Source organism: Methanohalophilus levihalophilus, assembly GCF_017874375.1.
Classification (GTDB): domain Archaea; phylum Halobacteriota; class Methanosarcinia; order Methanosarcinales; family Methanosarcinaceae; genus Methanohalophilus; species Methanohalophilus levihalophilus.
In genome coordinates, this window is record NZ_JAGGLK010000001.1 from 1 (window position 1) to 19,048 (window position 19,048).

16 protein-coding genes are annotated in these 19,048 nt (G+C 40.8%); 10 read left to right on the forward strand and 6 right to left on the reverse strand.

The features are described from left to right. From J2755_RS00005 to J2755_RS00015, 3 genes are all read left to right on the forward strand, one after another. Positions 1-3,413: right-handed parallel beta-helix repeat-containing protein (locus tag J2755_RS00005; RefSeq protein ID WP_209677725.1), on the forward strand; the 3,413-nt coding region annotated here is incomplete at its 5' end. A gap of 174 nt (positions 3,414-3,587) precedes the next feature. Beyond that, a complete protein-coding gene (gene hcp, locus J2755_RS00010; protein WP_209677728.1) occupies positions 3,588-5,219 on the forward strand; it encodes a hydroxylamine reductase in 1,632 nt (543 codons plus the stop codon). A gap of 105 nt (positions 5,220-5,324) precedes the next feature. Then, positions 5,325-6,389: a DUF7544 domain-containing protein gene (locus J2755_RS00015; protein ID WP_209677731.1), complete on the forward strand. Its 1,065-nt coding sequence runs from the start codon at positions 5,325-5,327 to the stop codon at positions 6,387-6,389. An 81-nt stretch (positions 6,390-6,470) separates the two neighbouring features. Here J2755_RS00015 and J2755_RS00020 read toward each other — a convergent pair whose 3' ends face one another. From J2755_RS00020 to J2755_RS00035, 4 genes are all read right to left on the reverse strand, one after another. Next, the gene (locus J2755_RS00020) at positions 6,471-7,706 is read right to left on the reverse strand and encodes an ABC transporter permease (protein WP_209677734.1); all 1,236 of its coding nucleotides are present in this window, start codon (positions 7,704-7,706) and stop codon (positions 6,471-6,473) included. 27 nt (positions 7,707-7,733) lie between these two features. After that, complete coding sequence (locus J2755_RS00025; RefSeq protein WP_209677737.1) at positions 7,734-9,089, reverse strand: COG1361 S-layer family protein; 1,356 nt, start codon at positions 9,087-9,089, stop codon at positions 7,734-7,736. A gap of 13 nt (positions 9,090-9,102) precedes the next feature. Beyond that, on the reverse strand, positions 9,103-9,813 hold the full coding sequence (locus J2755_RS00030; protein WP_209677740.1) for an ABC transporter ATP-binding protein: 711 nt from the start codon (positions 9,811-9,813) through the stop codon (positions 9,103-9,105). A gap of 365 nt (positions 9,814-10,178) precedes the next feature. Next, positions 10,179-10,952: a GNAT family N-acetyltransferase gene (locus J2755_RS00035; protein WP_209677743.1), complete on the reverse strand. Its 774-nt coding sequence runs from the start codon at positions 10,950-10,952 to the stop codon at positions 10,179-10,181. Positions 10,953-11,211: 259 nt separating this feature from the next. On the opposite strand from J2755_RS00035, the gene J2755_RS00040 reads away from it, so the two are divergent. The 4 genes from J2755_RS00040 to J2755_RS00055 all read left to right on the forward strand — a co-directional run bounded on the left by J2755_RS00040 (position 11,212) and on the right by J2755_RS00055 (position 14,646). Then, positions 11,212-12,375, forward strand: coding sequence for a hypothetical protein (locus J2755_RS00040; protein WP_209677746.1), 1,164 nt, complete (start codon positions 11,212-11,214; stop codon positions 12,373-12,375). A 276-nt stretch (positions 12,376-12,651) separates the two neighbouring features. Then, positions 12,652-13,533 carry a hypothetical protein gene (locus J2755_RS00045; RefSeq protein ID WP_209677749.1) on the forward strand — a complete coding sequence of 294 codons (882 nt, stop codon included), beginning with the start codon at positions 12,652-12,654 and terminating at the stop codon, positions 13,531-13,533. Positions 13,534-13,573: 40 nt separating this feature from the next. After that, complete coding sequence (locus J2755_RS00050; RefSeq protein ID WP_209677752.1) at positions 13,574-14,191, forward strand: helix-turn-helix transcriptional regulator; 618 nt, start codon at positions 13,574-13,576, stop codon at positions 14,189-14,191. An 80-nt stretch (positions 14,192-14,271) separates the two neighbouring features. Next, positions 14,272-14,646 carry a VOC family protein gene (locus tag J2755_RS00055; RefSeq protein WP_209677755.1) on the forward strand — a complete coding sequence of 125 codons (375 nt, stop codon included), beginning with the start codon at positions 14,272-14,274 and terminating at the stop codon, positions 14,644-14,646. A 30-nt stretch (positions 14,647-14,676) separates the two neighbouring features. Here J2755_RS00055 and J2755_RS00060 read toward each other — a convergent pair whose 3' ends face one another. Then, the gene (locus J2755_RS00060) at positions 14,677-15,735 is read right to left on the reverse strand and encodes a GTP-binding protein (protein WP_209677759.1); all 1,059 of its coding nucleotides are present in this window, start codon (positions 15,733-15,735) and stop codon (positions 14,677-14,679) included. 73 nt (positions 15,736-15,808) lie between these two features. Next, the gene (locus J2755_RS00065; RefSeq protein ID WP_209677762.1) at positions 15,809-16,156 is read right to left on the reverse strand and encodes a hypothetical protein; all 348 of its coding nucleotides are present in this window, start codon (positions 16,154-16,156) and stop codon (positions 15,809-15,811) included. A gap of 99 nt (positions 16,157-16,255) precedes the next feature. Between J2755_RS00065 and J2755_RS00070 the strand changes: the two genes are divergently transcribed. The 3 genes from J2755_RS00070 to J2755_RS00080 all read left to right on the forward strand — a co-directional run bounded on the left by J2755_RS00070 (position 16,256) and on the right by J2755_RS00080 (position 19,047). Further along, the gene (locus J2755_RS00070) at positions 16,256-16,903 is read left to right on the forward strand and encodes a CDGSH iron-sulfur domain-containing protein (protein WP_209677765.1); all 648 of its coding nucleotides are present in this window, start codon (positions 16,256-16,258) and stop codon (positions 16,901-16,903) included. A 148-nt stretch (positions 16,904-17,051) separates the two neighbouring features. Continuing rightward, on the forward strand, positions 17,052-17,918 hold the full coding sequence (locus J2755_RS00075; protein ID WP_209677768.1) for a class I SAM-dependent methyltransferase: 867 nt from the start codon (positions 17,052-17,054) through the stop codon (positions 17,916-17,918). A 115-nt stretch (positions 17,919-18,033) separates the two neighbouring features. After that, positions 18,034-19,047 (forward strand): DUF21 domain-containing protein, encoded by a 1,014-nt coding sequence (locus J2755_RS00080; protein ID WP_209677771.1) that lies wholly within the window; start codon positions 18,034-18,036, stop codon positions 19,045-19,047. Position 19,048 lies beyond the last annotated feature (1 nt).

A 19,048-nucleotide genomic window follows, 5' to 3' on the forward strand; every position in this document is an offset into this window, starting at 1 on the left:
CCTCCTGTGGAATTTATATCCCTGGCAATGTAGCTGATTTTGAGATATATGACAGTGTCATCACCGATCCAACATATGGTATTCAGAGCTATTACCAGAATACCCTGAATGGTTTTGATGCTGTCAATGTTACCATTCTGAACCCCAGTTCCCGAGGAATATCTCTTCGCGACTCCTCTTCGTGGGGCAGTTTCATCAAGGACATTTATCTTGAAAATGTGACTGTTGACGGTTCTTCCGGTGAAGGCATTTACATCACTAACAGTCATCCTTCAAGTTCCAACACAACCATTGTTAACAGCAATGTAAATGGTTCTTCAAGTCATGGTATCTCTTTAACTTCCATGAAAAGCGTCATTCTGCTTGATAGCAACAATGTGACCTCTAACGGAGATTCTGCTTCAGAGTATGGTATTTATGTAACCAATTCCGGTATAACCAATCTGACTGTGGTTGATAATGTCATTACTCGCAACTCTTATGGTGCATATCTTCAGGCAGCTCTCTACTCTGATGTAACCTTGCTTGACAACCAGGTTTCAGACAATGATAACGGAATCCATCTACTTGGCTTCTCTAATCACACTTTATCCCCCACAAACCAGATATTCAACAACACTGGCACTGCATTTTCCCTGACTTCAACTGACAATGTAACTCTCCAGGATATTGTTATCAATTACCCGCATACTACCGGTGTGTATTTGAATGCAAACACCAATTTGACGCTTTCAAATGTCAGTATTTTGTACTCTGCAGGAAATGCAATCTCTTTCGGTGGTACAAGTTCCAACATTACATTTGAAGATCTTACCATTACCGATCCTGCCTCCTGTGGAATTTATATCCCTGGCAATGTAGCTGATTTTGAGATATATGACAGTGTCATCACCGATCCAACATATGGTATTCAGAGCTATTACAGGAATACCCTGAATGGTTTTGATGCTGTCAATGTTACCATTTTGAATCCAAGTTCCCGAGGAATTTCCCTTGAAGAATCTTCTTCATGGGGTAGTTTCATCAAAGATGCTTATCTTGAAAATGTGACAGTTGACTGTTCCTCTGGAGATGGAATCTATATCCAAAACAGCTACTCTGCCAGTAGTAACACAACTATTGTTAACAGTAATGTAAACGGCTCCTCTGGCTATGGCATTTACTTGGGTTATATGCGGGGAACAATTGTGCTTGAGAACAACACAGTCAGTTCCAGTGGATCATATGGACTTGACCTGCATAACTCTTCAATTACAGAAGTTACCCTGTTCAACAACACATTTGATTCCAATGCCAACGGATTCCGGGCCACACGTGTGACTTCAAACCTTAATGAATCTGTTTTCAACAGTTCCGGTGGTGTTGACATCACACTGAGTTCATCAGATATTGATGCATACAACACAAGCTTCAATACTTCCAGAACAAGTATTGATTCCAATTCAGAACTCAATGTCTACTGGTACATGGATGTGACTGTAGTGGATGGTTTCAGCTCTCCGGTTTCATCCGCTTCAGTGAGCATCTACAACTCAACCGACTCACTTGTTTACTCCGGTTCAACATCAGGAAGCGGTGCAATCCCTACTCAATTGTTCAGGGAATTCATGGACAATAGTTCAAGGTACTATGACTCCCCTTATCGTATCCTTGCGACTAAAGCAGCTACGGGTTCCAATGAAAGCACTTTTGATCTGAATGCATCTGCAGGATTCACTTTAATGCTTCTTCCAGAACCACCGATAATCACTTCATGGGGAAACAACCAGACTTCAGACAATAATCTCAATTTGACGATTGAAAAGAATTCTGTAGTCCGCTTCAATGCTACATCTGATCTGGTTGCAAACTGGATCTGGACAAATGCAACTTACATTTCAGGAAACACTACCGTCTCATCAGAAGCTGAATCTGCATTCAACGATGTGGGTAATATGCTTGTTTATGTAGTTGCTTCCAACTCTAATGGTTCCAGTAATATTTTGCAATGGAACTGTACGGTTGTTGATACCACCGGCCCTGCTTCAGTATCAGGTTTGGATGAGGATTCTGTAGGATACACCTGGATTAACTGGACCTGGACTAATCCGATTGATGCTGACTTTAACCATTCTATGGTTTACTTGAATGGTAGTTTTGTCCAGAATTCATCAGATGCTTTCTTCAACGCTACCGGTCTCAATGACAACAGCAGCTATGAAATTGGAATAAGGACTGTGGATCTTTCCGGCAACGTTAACTCCACATGGATTAATGACACGGCTTCAACACCGCTCATTCCGGATATTACAGCACCTGCCTCGGTTTCAGTTCTTGGTGAAGACTCTATAGGATATACATGGATTAACTGGACATGGACCAATCCTTCGGACTCTGACTTCAACTATAGCATGATTTACCTGAATGGCAGCTTTGTCCAGAATTCATCAGATGCTTATTTCAACGCCACCAGTCTAAACGATAACAGCAGCTATGAGGTTGGAATAAGGACTGTAGATACTTCAGGTAATATCAACTCTACATGGGTTAATGATACGGCTTCAACATTGCTAATGCCTGATACTAATGCACCTGCTTCTGTCACAGGTTTGGGTGAGGATTCTGTGGGGTATGAATGGATTAACTGGACCTGGACTAATCCGGTGGACGCTGACTTCAATTATTGTATGATTTACCTGAATGGCAGTTTTGTCTTGAATTCTTCGGATACTTACTTCAATGCAACAGGACTCGATGAAGACAGCTCTTATGAACTGGCTATTCGAACTGTTGATACTTCATACAATGTGAACTCTACATGGGTAAACGACACAGCTTCTACAGCTGATGATTCAACTGCACCAGCTTCGGTTTCAGACTTGAACGAAACTGCTGTTTCACATAATTGGATCAATTGGACATGGACGAATCCTGCAGATTCCGACTTTAATTATAGTACAATCTATCTGAATGGAATATTCCTTGAGAATGCTTCATTGGAATATTGCTACGTCAGCAACCTTGACAGCAATTGTACCTACGAAGTTGGTATCAGGACAGTCGATATCTATGGTAACGTCAATACAACCTGGATGAATGATACTGCAACAACTGATGTAAATCCTCCAGTTTCTGAGAAGAAGTCATCTGGAGGAACTGGAAGTGCTACAATTCGAACCAACGTGGACAACGTTAACGACACTGTAACAAATTCATCTGTAGTAGTTGATGCTGATAAAGGAGAGAAATCAGGTTCAATTGGAGATAGTACTTCAGGGAATAAAACTTATGCTTCAGTTCTCGGAGCAGAAGAAACTGATGATTTAGGAAATGGGACAAAGCCAGAACAGCAATCTCCTGGATTTGGTTCTTTGTTCATGGTTGCTGGTATCAGCATTGCTTTCATAATTCTCAACCGTTGCAGGAAAGCCTAAATTGGCTTTCCTTTTTCTTTTTTAATCCTTAACCACAAGAAATATATCTTACTAAATAAGGACTCTTTATGGGGGTTTTGGGAAACTTAAGGTATCACGGTTGTATTTTCGAAGATGTATGTGTTTGGAAACAACATGTGTGTCCACACATCATACCTAAAAATAGGTGATAAAATGTTCTGCTACCAGTGTGAAGAAACAATGAATTTTGAAGGCTGCACAAAGAACGGTGTTTGCGGCAAGAAAGGGGAAGTTGCAGACCTTCAGGATGATCTAATATACGTTCTAAAAAGCGTTGCATTCTACAATCAGAAAGCAAGAGATGCAAAACTTTCTGAAGAAAGTACTGATGAGTTTATGTTTGATTCATTGTTCTCAACCATAACAAATGCCGATTTCAGTGCCTCTGCAATTCAGGCACGCATTGACAGGGGATTCGAAATTCGGGATGATATCAGGCAGAAACTCTTGGATAATGATGCACTTGATGAGAGCGATTTACCTGAGATTGCCACTGTCACACCGGAAAATCTCAAGGACAGGAATACCGGTGTACTGGCGACAGAAGATGAGGATATTCGTGCACTGAGGGAACTGATAATTTATTCACTTAAAGGAATTGCAGCCTATGGATCTCATGCCATGATGCTTGGAGCCAGAAATAAGAAAATCACTAAATTCGTGGAACATGCCCTTGTTGCAACCACAGATGACAGCCTGACTGACAAAGATCTCATGTCACTGGCACTAAAATGCGGTGAACATGGTTTTGATGTAATGGCAGATCTCGATAAGGCAAATACCGGTGCATTCGGAACGCCTGAGCCTACAAATGTCAATATAGGAACCGGGAATAATCCCGGAATTCTGGTAAGTGGTCATGATCTAAAGGATTTGAAAGAATTACTGGATCAGACTGCGGGAACAGGCATAGATGTCTATACGCATGGTGAAATGCTGCCTGCACACGCATATCCGGAATTTAAGAAATACGATCATCTGGTAGGCAACTACGGTGGATCGTGGTGGACACAGAGAAACGAATTTGAGAGTTTCAACGGGCCCATACTGCTGACAAGTAATTGTCTGGTACCTCCAAAGGATACCTATCTTGGCCGGTTATACACCACAGGTGCCGTAGGTTTTGACGGTGCTACACATATTGTGGCAGAGGATGGCAAGAAAGATTTCTCGGCGATTATCGAGCAGGCAAAGGCATGTGAACCTCCGGTACAACTTGAAGAAGGTACTGTTCTTACCGGTTATGCTTACAACCACATATTGACCAATGCAGACAAGATAGTTGAGGCAATCCAGTCAGGTAAGATCAAGAGGCTCATGGTAATGGCAGGCTGTGACGGCCGTCAGAAAGACAGGGAATATTACACTGAGTTCGCAGAAGCCCTGCCCAAGGATACTGTGATACTTACGGCAGGATGTGCAAAATACCGTTTCAACAAGCTTGACCTCGGGGATATTGATGGAATCCCAAGGCTCTGGGATGCAGGGCAGTGTAACGATTCATTCTCTTTGGTCATCATTGCTCAGGGATTAATGGCTCGCCTTGGCTTTATTGATGTTAACGAAGCCCCATTCTCATACAACATTGCATGGTATGAGCAAAAGGCAGTACTTGTGTTGATTACTCTTCTGAGGCTTGGTGTAAAGGACATTATGCTGGGTCCGAAACTTTTCCCATTCATCACACCGAATGTTTACAATACTCTGATGAAGGAGAAGTACGGTATGGTTCCAAATAGCACTCTGGAAGAGGACATGAAGACTCTTTTAAAACAAGACAATTAATTGCTAAAGGGAAGCCTCTCCGGGCTTTCTTTATTTCTTCTTTTTGTTTCTTAACTCACTTCTTACATCATAAATTATTTATCATAACAATCTCTATTTGTTTCCATGAGCTGGTATGTAGCAGATGCCCTGGATGGGGCTTATCGGAGAACAAAAAGTTGTCTTCTTGAACCATTTGATTTCTGGAAATGGATGAAGCTTGCCATCATTGTCATGCTTATTGGTGGCAGTGGGAGCAATTTCAATAGTGGTGGAGATATTTTTTCATCAGATTACTCTGATTCAGGTACCTCTGATGAGTTTAATGTTCTTTTCGAAGAAATCTTTGAATTCTTTTCAGATCCAAATCTCGTTCTCATCCTAACGATAGTTTTCTTTATATTGATCTTAATCCTGTTCTTCTCATATGTATCAAGCGTAATGGATTTCGTATTTGTGGATTCGCTTGTGAGCAATGACGTGCGATTCTGGGAATACACACGCAAATACCTTGGAAAAGGTCTGGGACTTTTCGGATTCAGAATACTGATAACAATAATCTTCCTCGCACTTATCGCACTAGTTTCTCTCCCGGTAATACTTCTACTGATTGAAAGCTCAGCCAATGGTTTTTCAGATTTTACTTTTGCAGGCTACTTTGCTTCCATAATGCTTGCTCTTGCAGGAATTATAGTTTTGTCTATCGTGGGAGCGATGGTAGATTCTTTTGTAAATCTGGCAATACCTGTAGCTCTTTACAGGGAATCCGGAATTATCAGTGCTTTCTCTGATGTATTCAGACAGTTCAGGAAAGACTGGAAGCAGATAGTTGTATATTGGTTCGGAAGAATACTTCTGGGTCTCGGTGTTGGAATTGCATTTGGCATACTGTTGCTGATAGTGATGCTTGCTGTGGGTCTTGTTTTTGCAATAATGGATGTAATGATTTATTTTGCACTATCAGCCCTGATTCCGGGTTCAGATACCTTGATCTGGATTATTCTCGGACCAATAATTGCCATACAGTTTATCATTCTGATTCTGGTACTTGCCCTTGTGGGTATGCCTGCAAGTGTATTCATGAAATATCACATGCTAACCTTCCTGCAGCAGTGGTATCCGGAAGTGGAAATCCCTGTATTTGACATGCAGGAAATCACTGAGAAGGAAATGCTTATTTCAGAAGAGTGAAAGTTGCTTATTCGAAAAAAGAGGAGATGCAGCAGTTAAATGCTGCTGCATTCTTTGGATTTCAGGAATTATTCTTCATCGTTATTCATATCTCAAAGCATCCACGGGTTTTAGTTTTGATGCCCGGTATGCCGGTACGGCTCCAGAAACAATTCCTATCACAACAGCGATAGCCAGGCCGGATAGCATGAGGGTGGGTGAAAGGACAATTGAAGCACTTCCTCCCATTAAAGTCACTCCCAGCATAGGGAATAGTGAAGTTGCCAGTGCCCCGCAGGCCACTCCTAGGAGTCCTCCTACAAGTCCCACAAGGGCTGAATTGACAATAAAAATCATCATTATATCGTGATTTTTTGCACCTATCGCCTTCATTGTCCCGATTTCTTTTGTGCGTTCAAGAACTGAAGTAAACATGGTATTGGCAATTCCCACGGCACCCACAAGCAACGACACGGCCGCTATGGCACTGAGGAACAATGTCATGGATTCGGTCATTTCGGATACACTGTCTGCCATTGACATAGAAGATGTAACACTAAAATCCCTGTCATCCTCATTATGAATCTGCCTTGAAATCATCAGCTTTTCTTCTATTTCTTCCGTGACTGAATCAACAACATCAGTGCTTTCGACTTTTATGGAAATGGAATCAAACACATCTTCCTCGGCATCTTCGATAACTTCGACTGCGCCATCAAGGGGCATAATTATTCCATTATCGGATCTTCCACCTTCAGATGCCAGTATTCCTACTACACGGATAGATTTTCCGTTAATTGAGATAATCTGGTTTAAACCTATTTCCCGGCTGAATACGTCTGTGGCGAGACTACTGCCTATCACAGCGACATTTTTATCAGCTGTTTCGAGCATCCTCCCGCTCTCCAGCTCCGAGGTTGTCATGTACTGCCATACCTGCGGATCAACACCTGTGATAGACAGGGATGCTGTTTCTCCCGCATAATTGATATCCTCCTGTCCTGATATCTGCCCGGATATGTATAATATGCCGTCAATGTTCTTGATAGCGTCAATATCCTTGTCTGTTATTTCCGTGTCATCGGCTGTGGAACTTCCTCCGCCTCCCGGGGGACCCATCATGGACTGGGCTCTTGTATATCCCGGAGATATGGATATGGTTGTCAGATCCATATCGTTCAGACGGGACTGGATATCCTGTTCCATACTGTCACCCAGGGAAATAATGCTGACAACCGCTGCAACCCCTATGACAATGCCGATAATAGTCAGCCAACTGCGGAGTTTGCTGTGTATCAGTATGTTGGTTGCCATCTTCAGGTAGGTTCTTTTTCTCATTCTAATCCTCCCTGCGGCAGTTGCACTTCAGTCTTTATTCTCTGGCTTTTCTTTTTTCAGGTACATTTTTATCCGGTTAAAAGGAAGTTCTTTTTCTTTCCTATAATAGACAACCCCTCCGATCAGCAGTAATACAACCGCCCCTATAAGGTATCTATTTGAAAGCAGGCTGCTATCGCTATTTCCTCCGGGTCCTCCGGTGGGCATATCTCCCATAGTGCCGGACGACGACATAAGATCGATTTCTACTTCTTTTGTAACTGAATGCCTTGTACCGATAGAGTCCGTGTACTCAATTACAACCTGAAGAATATTGTTTTGGGAATTCATGTCCTGCATCCCTATTTCCTCGGCTGCCCAGGCAACTCCTTCCTCTTCCCCACTCATAGAAGATGGGCCCGAAGCTGAACTCATCAGATCAAAAGATGCTATGGTATAGTCACCTTTTTCCAGGTTCCCAACAATTGTTGATGAGCTTCCGGAAACGGCGAAATTATCCTGTTCGGGAATTGAAACTTTTATCGAATAGGCCTGATTATTTCCCACATTAGCAAGTGATAATGATACGGTTCCGCTGTCACTTTCCGAGAATGAAACATCAAAATCTGTTTCTCCTCCCACAAAAAGCCCTGCGGTTGTTTGGATAGTGCTAACTGATGAGGTATCATAATCTTCAAATTCAAGGTTTATATTGAGGGTATACAACGCCGGATCAGCATTTACGTCAGCCATAATTGTATAAGAAACATCAATAGATTCCCCTGCATCCAGATAATTTATATATTTTGTATTATCCGAATAGACAGGAAGAATAACACCTTCAGGATCTTCCCATGAAATAACCATGTTCTTTAGGGCTGAATTACCTGTATTTGTAACGATAAACTCAAGCGGTTCTTCCGATCCCGGGTTAATACTTGCTTTGTTGATAGTTACAATCTGGGCATATTCCTTACCATGTACTTCCAGTTCTACGGTTCTCGTGGTAGTATACGAGTCTCCGTCTTCATTTGTCACGGTAGCCCGGATGTCAATTTCATAAGTTCCCGCTGCAGCACTGGAATCTGTCATTAACCTGAATTTCAGGGTTACAGCATCATCTTCATCCTGTCTTGCATCAAGATAGGCAATTTCCTTTGACAGGGATTCGCCTGTAATTTCACTGAATGGGTATTCAGGTTCAATTTCTATCGTAATGTCTTCAAGGTCTGAATTTCCATTATTTTGTACACTCAATACGATTTCTACCGGTTCCCCCGGTCGGGCCGTATCGGGATTCTGGGATGTAAGATCAACTTCAAGCGAAGGAGTATTGATATATGCGCTGGCATTACACACTAACGCAAGCATTAAAAAGGCGGCTAGCAGACAACTTTTCTTCATACAATTCCTCTTGTTAATTCTTTTCTTTATGTTCGATTTTTTCTATCATTCCGTCTTTGATATGGACGACACGTGTTGCATACCTCACAGGTAGCCTGTCGTGTGTTACAATGATGATTGTCTTGCCTTCTTCACGGTGCAGCTTGTCTAGGAAATCCAGGATATAGGCACCGGTTTTACTATCGAGATTTCCAGTGGGTTCATCTGCAAGAAGTATGGGGGGATTGACAGCCAGGGATCGAGCAATTGCTACCCTCTGTCTCTGCCCTCCCGAAAGCTGTGAGGGGAGGTTCTTGAGTTTGTCAGAAAGTCCTACGATTTCAAGTAAGAATTCAGCTCTTTTTTTTGCTTCTGATGGGTTAGCTTCCTGAAATTCCAACGGAAGAAGTACATTTTCAAGTACGCTTAGTGTAGGCAAGAGGTTGAAACTCTGGAAGATGAAGCCGATTGTCTGGCCCCGGATACGGGACAGCTCAGATTCATCCATTATGGCAATGTCATTTTCATTAAGGCAAACGATACCTTTTGAAGGGATATCCAGACACCCGATAAGGTTCATAAGTGTACTTTTCCCACTTCCACTGGGTCCCAGAATTACGATGAATTCACCTTCATAGATTTCCAGATCAATTCCCCGAAGAGCTGCAAATTCAACTTCCCCCATCTGGTATATTTTCCAGGCATCTTTTGTTTTGATTAAAGGACTTGCTTTTGAGGCTAGCATATTTTTCTCTCATTATCTTTTCAAAGGTTGTAATAGGAAATCTTTTACAGGTGGGAGACATCCTCTGGAAAGGATGCCTCAATGTAGGGTGGTGGCTTGTTAGGCTGGCTGATATTCTTCTTCCAGCATTCAAAAAAAGGCACAAAAGTCAATAAAAAGATACTTATTTCGATTTATCGACAAATATGAAAATATATGCTCAGAAAACTTTACAATTCTTTATTTGCAAAAATAAAGCTTAATGGTAAGCTATTCTGTAAAACAAAAGGATAATGGAGCTTTTATTTAAGAAAAACTCTATTAATTAACTATTTAATAAACAAATTCAAAAAAGGAAGTCGCGAACTCCTTGGAGAAATGCTCCATCACTTTAGCAGCTTTTCCATAATATTTTTGAATCTTGTTTTGCTGATGGGATGATCAGCAATAACTTTCCCGTTGTAAACTATATAAAAAACTCCAAAAGGACATCCTGCGTTCTGGACTTCTTCGTTGTTATCAAATTCCACAATTTGTGCCTTTAAGCCATAGAGCTCTTCGGCAACAGGTGGAATCTCTGACACGGGTTTTGCAGATGCCGGACATTGGCCAGAGGTTACAATTGTCAGGCCTTTTTCATATTTTTCGAGATTTTGATCCCACTTTCCTGTAAATTCAGGATCTGGTGCATCATCAGTAAATTTTCTTGCGACAAGCTGGAATCCTGGCGGAGCCTCATCGACAATTTCAAATCCGTTTTTCAGGAACAACTCATTGCCTGCCATCCATGTTCCCTTGCTTGTAACCACAGCTACTCCTTTCATGCCGGATTCTTTTGCGTCCTTCAAACATTCCTCAAGTAAAAGTGTTCCGTAACCTTTTCCCTTATAGTCTTTTTTGAGGATGAATATGCAATGTATGAACATATAATCAGGAGCTATTACAGGTCTCCATGCGTGTTTTCCCGGAATGTATTCGATGGCACCCAGAGCTTTCCTGTCTTCTGACACCAAAACCTTGTATCGCAATCCTTCTGCGAGCCTCTTTTCCATCCATTCCAGTTTCTTGCGATAACCTTCCTGCTTTTCATTCTTAAAGCCACAAATACCAAAATCTCGAATATTTTCAATATTTGTATCAATTATTTCTACTTTTTTCATGCTTTTGAATTAATCACAGATTGTATCTATACTTTTGTGCCTCATCTTTTGGAGGAAATATTTCTGAACTCTTCTCTGAATCCCTGATTTCTTCGTTGCTTATATTCAGTTTCACAAAAATGAAACATGAAACACATCTTCTGAAACTGGTTTTAAGGAACTCCAAAGTACTGTTTCAACGTATAGTCAATTGCAGTAATGGGTGTCAATCATCCATTCACATGAAGAAAATGAATGAAAAATACACAAGAGGTTATGTATGATGCATAGAGAAACGAAAAAAATGATCTCAACGGCACTTGTATTTTGTCTGTGCCTGAGTTTTGTGCTGCCTGTCAGTGCCAGCGCAATCAATGGTTCTGAGCAAGAATCTGAAATTGCATTATGTGAGATAGACGATACGTGGGAAGAGTGGTACGATGAAGATTTTGACTACAGTTATTCTTTCCCCGTAGAAATGTTTGATGACGATTTCTATGGCGACATTCTTGAGCAGGTATGGGAAGAATATCCTGATGATGTAACTAAAGTTGACAATACATATCAACAAGTTCTAATCAAAGGGGAAGCTCTTGAAATGTTCGATGAGCTTTGCATGGAAGGTCATGAATTTGAAAATGATTTTTTTCCATTTTCTCTGGAGATACCTGATGATGAACACTTCGATGTATTCTTTGGACAGGCTCAGAACGGCTCTTTGAATCTTGTTGAAAGCGAAGATTGTGAAGTAATTCTCAAGGGTATGGCTGTTGTAAAACCGGATGAATTCTTCTCCGGAGAACAAATCGTTGAAGGAATTCCTTTCCCTCCTGAGATGCTTGATGAAGAGCATCTAGATTCGGTTTTTGTGCAGGTTCAGGATGGGTTCCAAAAGCCTTTTGAAAGCAAAGAAGGTGAAATAATTCTCAAAAGCAAATCCATTGTAAAATTTGATGAATCCGCCTTTGAAGAACAAATGTCTGAAGGTGTTTCTTTCCCTGCCGAAATGTTTGATGATGAGTTCTACAGTGAGATTCTCGATCAGGTGAAGCAGGAATTCCCAGAACTTGTCGAGGAAGAGAATGTAACTTACACTGAAATTGTCATTGAAGGAGAAGCAATGGATCTGTTCGATGAGCTTTGCTACGAGAAAGAACTTGCTGAAGGTGTTCCTTTCCCTGCTGTAATGTTTGATAATGGGCTATACAGTGAGATTCTCGATCAGGTGAACGAAAAATACCCGGACCTTGTTGAAACCAAAGATGGTGAAATCATAATCAAAGGAGATGCTCTTCAGATGTTCGATGAGCTCTGCTGGGAAAACATGGAATTTGAAAAATGCTTTGTCTGTGGTATGGAATTTGGTGAAATGAAAGACGATGAAAATGGAACCGCTGCATTCATTGCGGGCATCGATTTGGGATGTATGCTTGTTCCATATTGAAAAAGCAGGAGAATGCATAATTCCTGAATTAAAGTAATATCCATTCTTTTGCCTGTCCTTGTCACAGAGACTGTTCAGGGGACACAAGGGAAGATATTGCATGAGAGGGCAGGTCATACCCCACATAACAAGTCACCATACACCTGCTCCCTCTTTTCCGTTAATCCTGGGATTTTTGTCCCTGTATATGCAATATGCCACTGGCAGGATAGATAAAAAAAATCACAATCATTTATAAATAATGGCCTGTAGAATAATCATGCAGATGGAGATATCATGGATCTGAGTAACAGCAGGACAATGGTTCTGTTAATTTTATTATGTCTGGCTGCGGCACTTTTGGGAGCTGCAAGCAGCTATGTATTTCTTGGATTCGAAGAACCCGGCTATCCGCCGGAGAGTTCGGAAGAATTGCATATTTCCACAAATCTTCTGAATAATAATGTATCCCTTGTTCTTGAGGAACTTGAAAATAAATATCCTGATGATGTATCTATTGGAACGGATGAAGTTGTCATCAGGGGATTTGATGCCATAACAGCATTCGATTCTTCATATTTTGAAAATGAACTCGAATTTAACTGGGACTTACTCGAATCTCAGGACGGTTACATCACCTACATTATTGATGTTGATGGTATTCGTTATTCACAGAACATTTCTGATTACTATAGGATGAGTTTAGCAGTTGGAGAACTGTATATTTCCAGGAATCTGGTTAATGACGAGATCAACATGACATTAAGTGAAATTAATGAAACATATCCGGGTTCTGTCTACATCAGCGATGGCGAGGTTGTTATTACAGGCTCGGAAGCACATGTTGAGTTTGATACATCCTATTTTGTAAATGAAATATCATTTGATTGGGATTTCAACTCATCTGAAAAACAACAGGTGATGTTTGTAGTAAAGGATGATGATTATATCCTGCATTCTTCAGATGTCAGCGGCCTTTACATGAAGGGATTCAAGGATCCGTTCCTGGCTGGTTATGGAATGGGTTTTGTTACAATTGATGAACCGGATCATATTTTTGTTACCTATGAGGAATTGGAAAATTTGCTGAATGGGGACAATGAAACAGTGCAGCATTTCCAGGGAATACTTGACATGCATCACGAAATGCAAAGTGATAAAATACACAATCATGACTGAATCCGGATAATAAGCGTGAAGTTTTGTATTGGTGGCAAAGATGGAAAAGAAAGATACAATATACGTAATTCTTCTTGCATTTTCTCTCTTTTCCTTATCTCTAATGCTTTTTTCACAGGGAATTACCAGCCTGTCTGTCTCCCTTCGTGACGGGAACAATGTTGCTGTGGAAGTTCCAAATTTATTTCCCCTGACACATGTTGTGGGAATGTTGTTCATGACAATGATTGCCACTTTTTGCCTGACAATGCTGATACAGGATATTCTTGTATCAAAAAGTGTTATCCCTTCATCCAACAGGCAAATTGCTGCTTCTCTTCCATATATTGAAGATCCCCGGATAGTTTCCGGACAGGTTCAGGATTGCAAAACAGTGGATGAAGCTACTTCCTCTAATCCATATGTTCCAACCAAAACTTCACATCTGCGAACTGATCCGGAACAAAAGACTATGATCGCATCTAAAATTCTGGAAGGCGATGTGCGAAAGGTCTACAAAATAATCGCTGAAAATGGAGAAATCCTTCAGAGTGATCTGGTTCTTGAATCCGGATTTTCAAAAGTAAAGGTTAGCCGGACTCTTAAAAAACTGGAGGATAAATCCCTCATTGAAAGGAAACCATATGGGAATACTAACAAGATAATTCTGTCAAAATAACAAAAATTCGAATTTGTTTTTCTTACCTCTGCAAACATTATAAATCTCATGAAGAGGTAGTTTTTATCGGGGTTTGAAATATGCCAACAATAACTCACTTAGACATCCCAGCGGATGATGTTGAGCGTGCAACGAAGTTTTATTCCGACGTCTTTGGATGGAAAATAGAGAAAGTTCCCGGACCGATGGATTACTACATATTTGAAACAACAGACAATGAAGGTAATCCAGGCGTAGGTGGTGGAATTGGTGAACGTTCCATGCCGGATATGCATACTACCAGCTTTGTTGATGTTCCTTCAATTGACGAATATATTGCAAAAGTAGAAGACAACGGGGGAAAGATCATCATGCCGAAAGCCCCTGTTCCCGGGATGGGCTATATGGCAGTTTTCCTTGATACTGAGGAAAATCCAGTTGGGTTGTGGGAAACCGACGAGACTGCTACAGAATAAATTTAAAAATGAAATTATGCTTGATTGCCTTTAAGCAATCAAGTCATCGATTTTTATTGTGTGATGATGTTCACAGGATTCGCCTTCTTTTTTGAAGTGTGCACCATGCCTTTTCAGTGACTTTTCAGTGAAATCCTTCATGAAGGACTTTAGTTTTTCCTTATCAATATTCGTGACTGCGCAAAGCAGAGCAAGGAATGGGCTTGTCCTGGCCTGGTTCTCCAGAACCTGTATGCCGATTTCCGCTTCTGCGGATGTTATACTTGCACGAATAAGTTTGCTACCTGTATTTACTGCAATTTTCATATGTCCTACGAATTCAGGATTAAGTTCAAGGATTGCTTCTTTCAGATTAGTAAGAACACCGATTGCAATGTTTTCTGCAATTTCTTCGTTAATTGTTCCTTCCTCTAGCTGGTATTTGATGGAATAAGCTGCAACGCCAGATTCTTCAATGGAGTTTCTGTCTGTGTCTTTCCTTGCTCTTGTGCTACTATGAGCAAGAATATCAATCAACTGCTGGAAATTCTGGTTTTCTTCGGTAGCTGAAGTTTTAAGAATAGTCGCTTCCGGGTTAATTTCCTGTAATGCATTGAAAACAGCTTCCACTTTTTCCTCGGGGGCAATATCAATCTTGTTGATTACAAGGATTTCAGCATCTTCTATCTGTGTCTGGATAAACTTTGGTGCCTGTCGGATTTCCGCACTGAAGCGAGTGCCGTCAATAATATTTACCAGAGGAGCAAATGTAACTCCTTCAAGATCCATTATTTCCAGATCATCCTTGATTTGTTTTGGAAAGGCCAATCCTGTAGGCTCCATTATAATGGTATCCGGTTCGTATTCTTCCTTCAGGCTCTGGAGAGTGTATTCCATGCTGATTTTGAGAGTGCAGCAGATACATCCGTCTGTTATTTCCCGGGTCTGGATGCCGGAAGTCGCAAGCGTAGTTCCGTCAAGTCCCACTTCTCCGATTTCGTTTACAATAATTGCGATTTTACGTCCCTGCTCGGTCAGGGTTTTTCCAAGGTTTAATAGTGTAGTTGTTTTTCCGCTTCCTAAAAAGCCGCCAATGATTATAATTTGCATAAGTACACCTGATTATCCTGAAGTAATGAGAAAAAAGCTTGAATATTTATCTTTTTGGACGTCTGGCATCTTTTTATTTTTTCCCCTTAGTGGCATGGTAGAGACCAGCTACATAGAGTAAAAATCCCAATGACCAGATGTCAGTATTTGTACCTGCACCTGCCACAGTCAGTAAAAACCCGACTGTAAAAACCAGCATTTTTTTTGTGAAAACCAGATTCATGTCCATTTTTTTGGTATGAACGAAAAATGCAGTGACGTAAAGCAGCAGTGATGTGATGAGATATTGTCCTCCGGATATCGATCTAATATCTCCTATTAAAAACAATGCACTTAGTAATGAAAAGAAGATTCCTCCCACTGCAAATAAGACTGTCCATATTTTCAAAGAGTTCGCTGCCATAGTCTGGTTTAGATTCATGGATATTAAAATGCGGAACAAGAACATATATTTTATTATTCCGTGAGGAGAAGATTCTTATCTAAAGCTTAAGAGAAGTATATACTAAGGGGTAAGATAATGTCGTCTTCAAATGAAGAGAATAAACCAACTATCAAAGTAACAAAAGATGGTCCTTATATTGTTAGTAATCTGGAAAACCTGAGGAATTCCAAGGGCGTTTTCATTGAAACGAAACCTGTTATTGCTCTTTGCAGATGTGGGGGTTCAACAACAAAACCATTCTGTAGCGGAGCACATACTACAAATGGATTCTCTGGTGACAAACAGGAAGATCGAGTTCCTGATCAGGTAGACACGTATGTGGGAGAAAAGATTACAATTCATGACAACAGAGGTGTCTGCTCTCATATGGGTCATTGTACTGACAATCTGCCAAATGTTTTCCGCATGAAAACCGAACCCTGGATTGATCCTGATGGTGCATCCCCTGAGGAAATAGAACATGTAATCAAGATGTGTCCATCGGGAGCATTAAGTTATACTAAAGATGGGGTTCTTCACAAGGAATATCCCCATGAACCGGAAATCTTTGTGGGTAAAAACCGGTCTTATAATGTTGTTGGCGGAATCGAACTTGAAGATCCCGATGGTTCAAAACCCGAAACTCAGGATCATTATACCCTCTGTCGCTGTGGTGGCTCCAGGAACAAACCCTTCTGTGATGGTACCCACTGGTACAATGAGTTTGACGATGAAACTAATTAATCGAAATTTAAGGGTGCAGCAACGGCATAATATAATTTATATATAATAAAGTGGAATATTAGTCTGAGTTTGCGGCTCAACGTTCCCTACTCATGGGAACACTTTTATTTTTTTGTTTTTCATGATGATTTAAAAGGAGAATATTATTTTGTCTCTTCCTGAATTGCGCGAAGTATCCATGACATCATTGCTAACTCTCTATTGTCACGCAATTGAAAGTCAGTCACGGGAACCCATCCTTGAAGATGAAAAGGCTGTTGAAATTACATCCTTGCTTGATAGGGAATTGTCGGATTCCAGAGATGCCCTTGCTCAGGTTCTTGTTCAAAGAAAAATAAAAAAACAGATGTTTATTCATATTGCTATCCGGGCTAAAAAGTATGACAAATATGTGACTGATTTCCTGCAACAGAATCCTTCAGGAGTTGTCGTAAACATTGGTTGTGGACTTGATTCCCGTTTCCTGAGGATTGATAATGGCAAGGTTATTTTTTATGATCTTGATTTTCCTGAATTGATTTCACTTAAAAAACGGTTCTTTGAGGAAACCGGAAGGTATCGTTTCATTCCATCTTCAGTACTTGATTTTGAGTGGATTGTTCAACTGAAAAATGAAAAAGGGCCATTTCTGTTTGTTGCAGAAGGAGTTTTCATGTATCTTCCACAAAAAGATGTGAAGGCTCTGGTACTCAAACTGCGTTCCGAATTCCCGGACTCGGAGTTGGTTTGTGAAGTATTCAATTCCTTCTGGCTCCAGAAACCTTTTAAGAAAATAGTAAATTTCAAAATGCAAAAACAACTTCACCTTGGAAAAGATGCGGAATTTCTTTCGGGGATTCGTAGTAGCAATGAGATGCAGCAATGGGGTTGTGGCATTGAATTGCTCGACGACTGGTCATATTTCGACAGTAATGAGAAGAAACTCGGATGGCTTAAACTATTAAGAAATTTTGGTTTTATCAGGAAAACCCAGTGGACGGTTCATTACCGGCTGGGAGGGTGCAAACATCCCTGAATAAGCATTCCACTTTATTATCTGGATGAATCCCCATGGGTAGCCATATAAATCATGATTAACATAATACAACAGTGAACAGAAATCTGATTATTTTCGGGGTAAATGAACTAAAATGAATCTAGTTGTCTGGATACTGATTTTTCTTTGTTTGGTACAATCTGCTATATTTTCCGGGCTCACAATAGGGCTTTTCGGATTAACCCGTTTAAGGCTTGAAACTGAAGCCGAAGCCGGGAATAAGAGTGCAGGAAAAATCCTGAAAATCAGGAAGGATTCAAATTTCCTGCTAACCACACTATTGTGGGGTAATGTCAGTGTCAATGTATTGATAGCGCTGCTTACTGATTCCGTTATGACAGGAACTGCAGCATTTATCTTTTCAGCAGTTTTCATCACCTGTTTCGGGGAAATTGCTCCTCAGGCTTATTTCACAAGAAAGGCTATGAGGGCTGGCGCATATCTTGTTCCACTGGTCAGGTTTTACCAAGTATTATTTTATCCCGTGGCGAAACCGTCGGCCATGATGCTCGATCACTGGCTTGGAAAGGAGCAGATGACTTATTTCAAGGAAAATTCTTTCCGTATAATGCTTGAAAAACACATTAAATCTTCGAAAACAGACATCGGAACCCTTGAAGGCATTGGTGCCCTGAATTTCCTTTCAATAGATGACATAAGTATTTCCGATGAAGGTTCTATAATAGATCCCCGCAGCATTATTACCTTACCAATCGATAATGGTAGACCTGTTTTCCCGGAAATCGCAAGGGATCCTTCTGATCCGTTTCTCAAACGGATTGATATGTCCGGCAAAAAATGGGTCATTATCACAGATCACCTTTTCCAGCCAGTCATGGTTATGGATGCCGATGGTTTTCTCAGGGCAGTTTTGTATACAGACAAACCATTCTATCCATTTACGTACTGTCATCGCCCAATTGTGATAACTTCTCCGGAAACAAAACTTGATAGTGTAATCCCCAGACTCAAGGTCTATCCGGTTCATCCCGAAGATGATGTCATCGATATGGATCTACTTCTCTATTGGGGGCCTGATGAAAAGCGCATTATCACAGGTTCCGATATCCTTGGAAGATTGCTGCGTGGAATCGTTGTGAGGGTTTGAT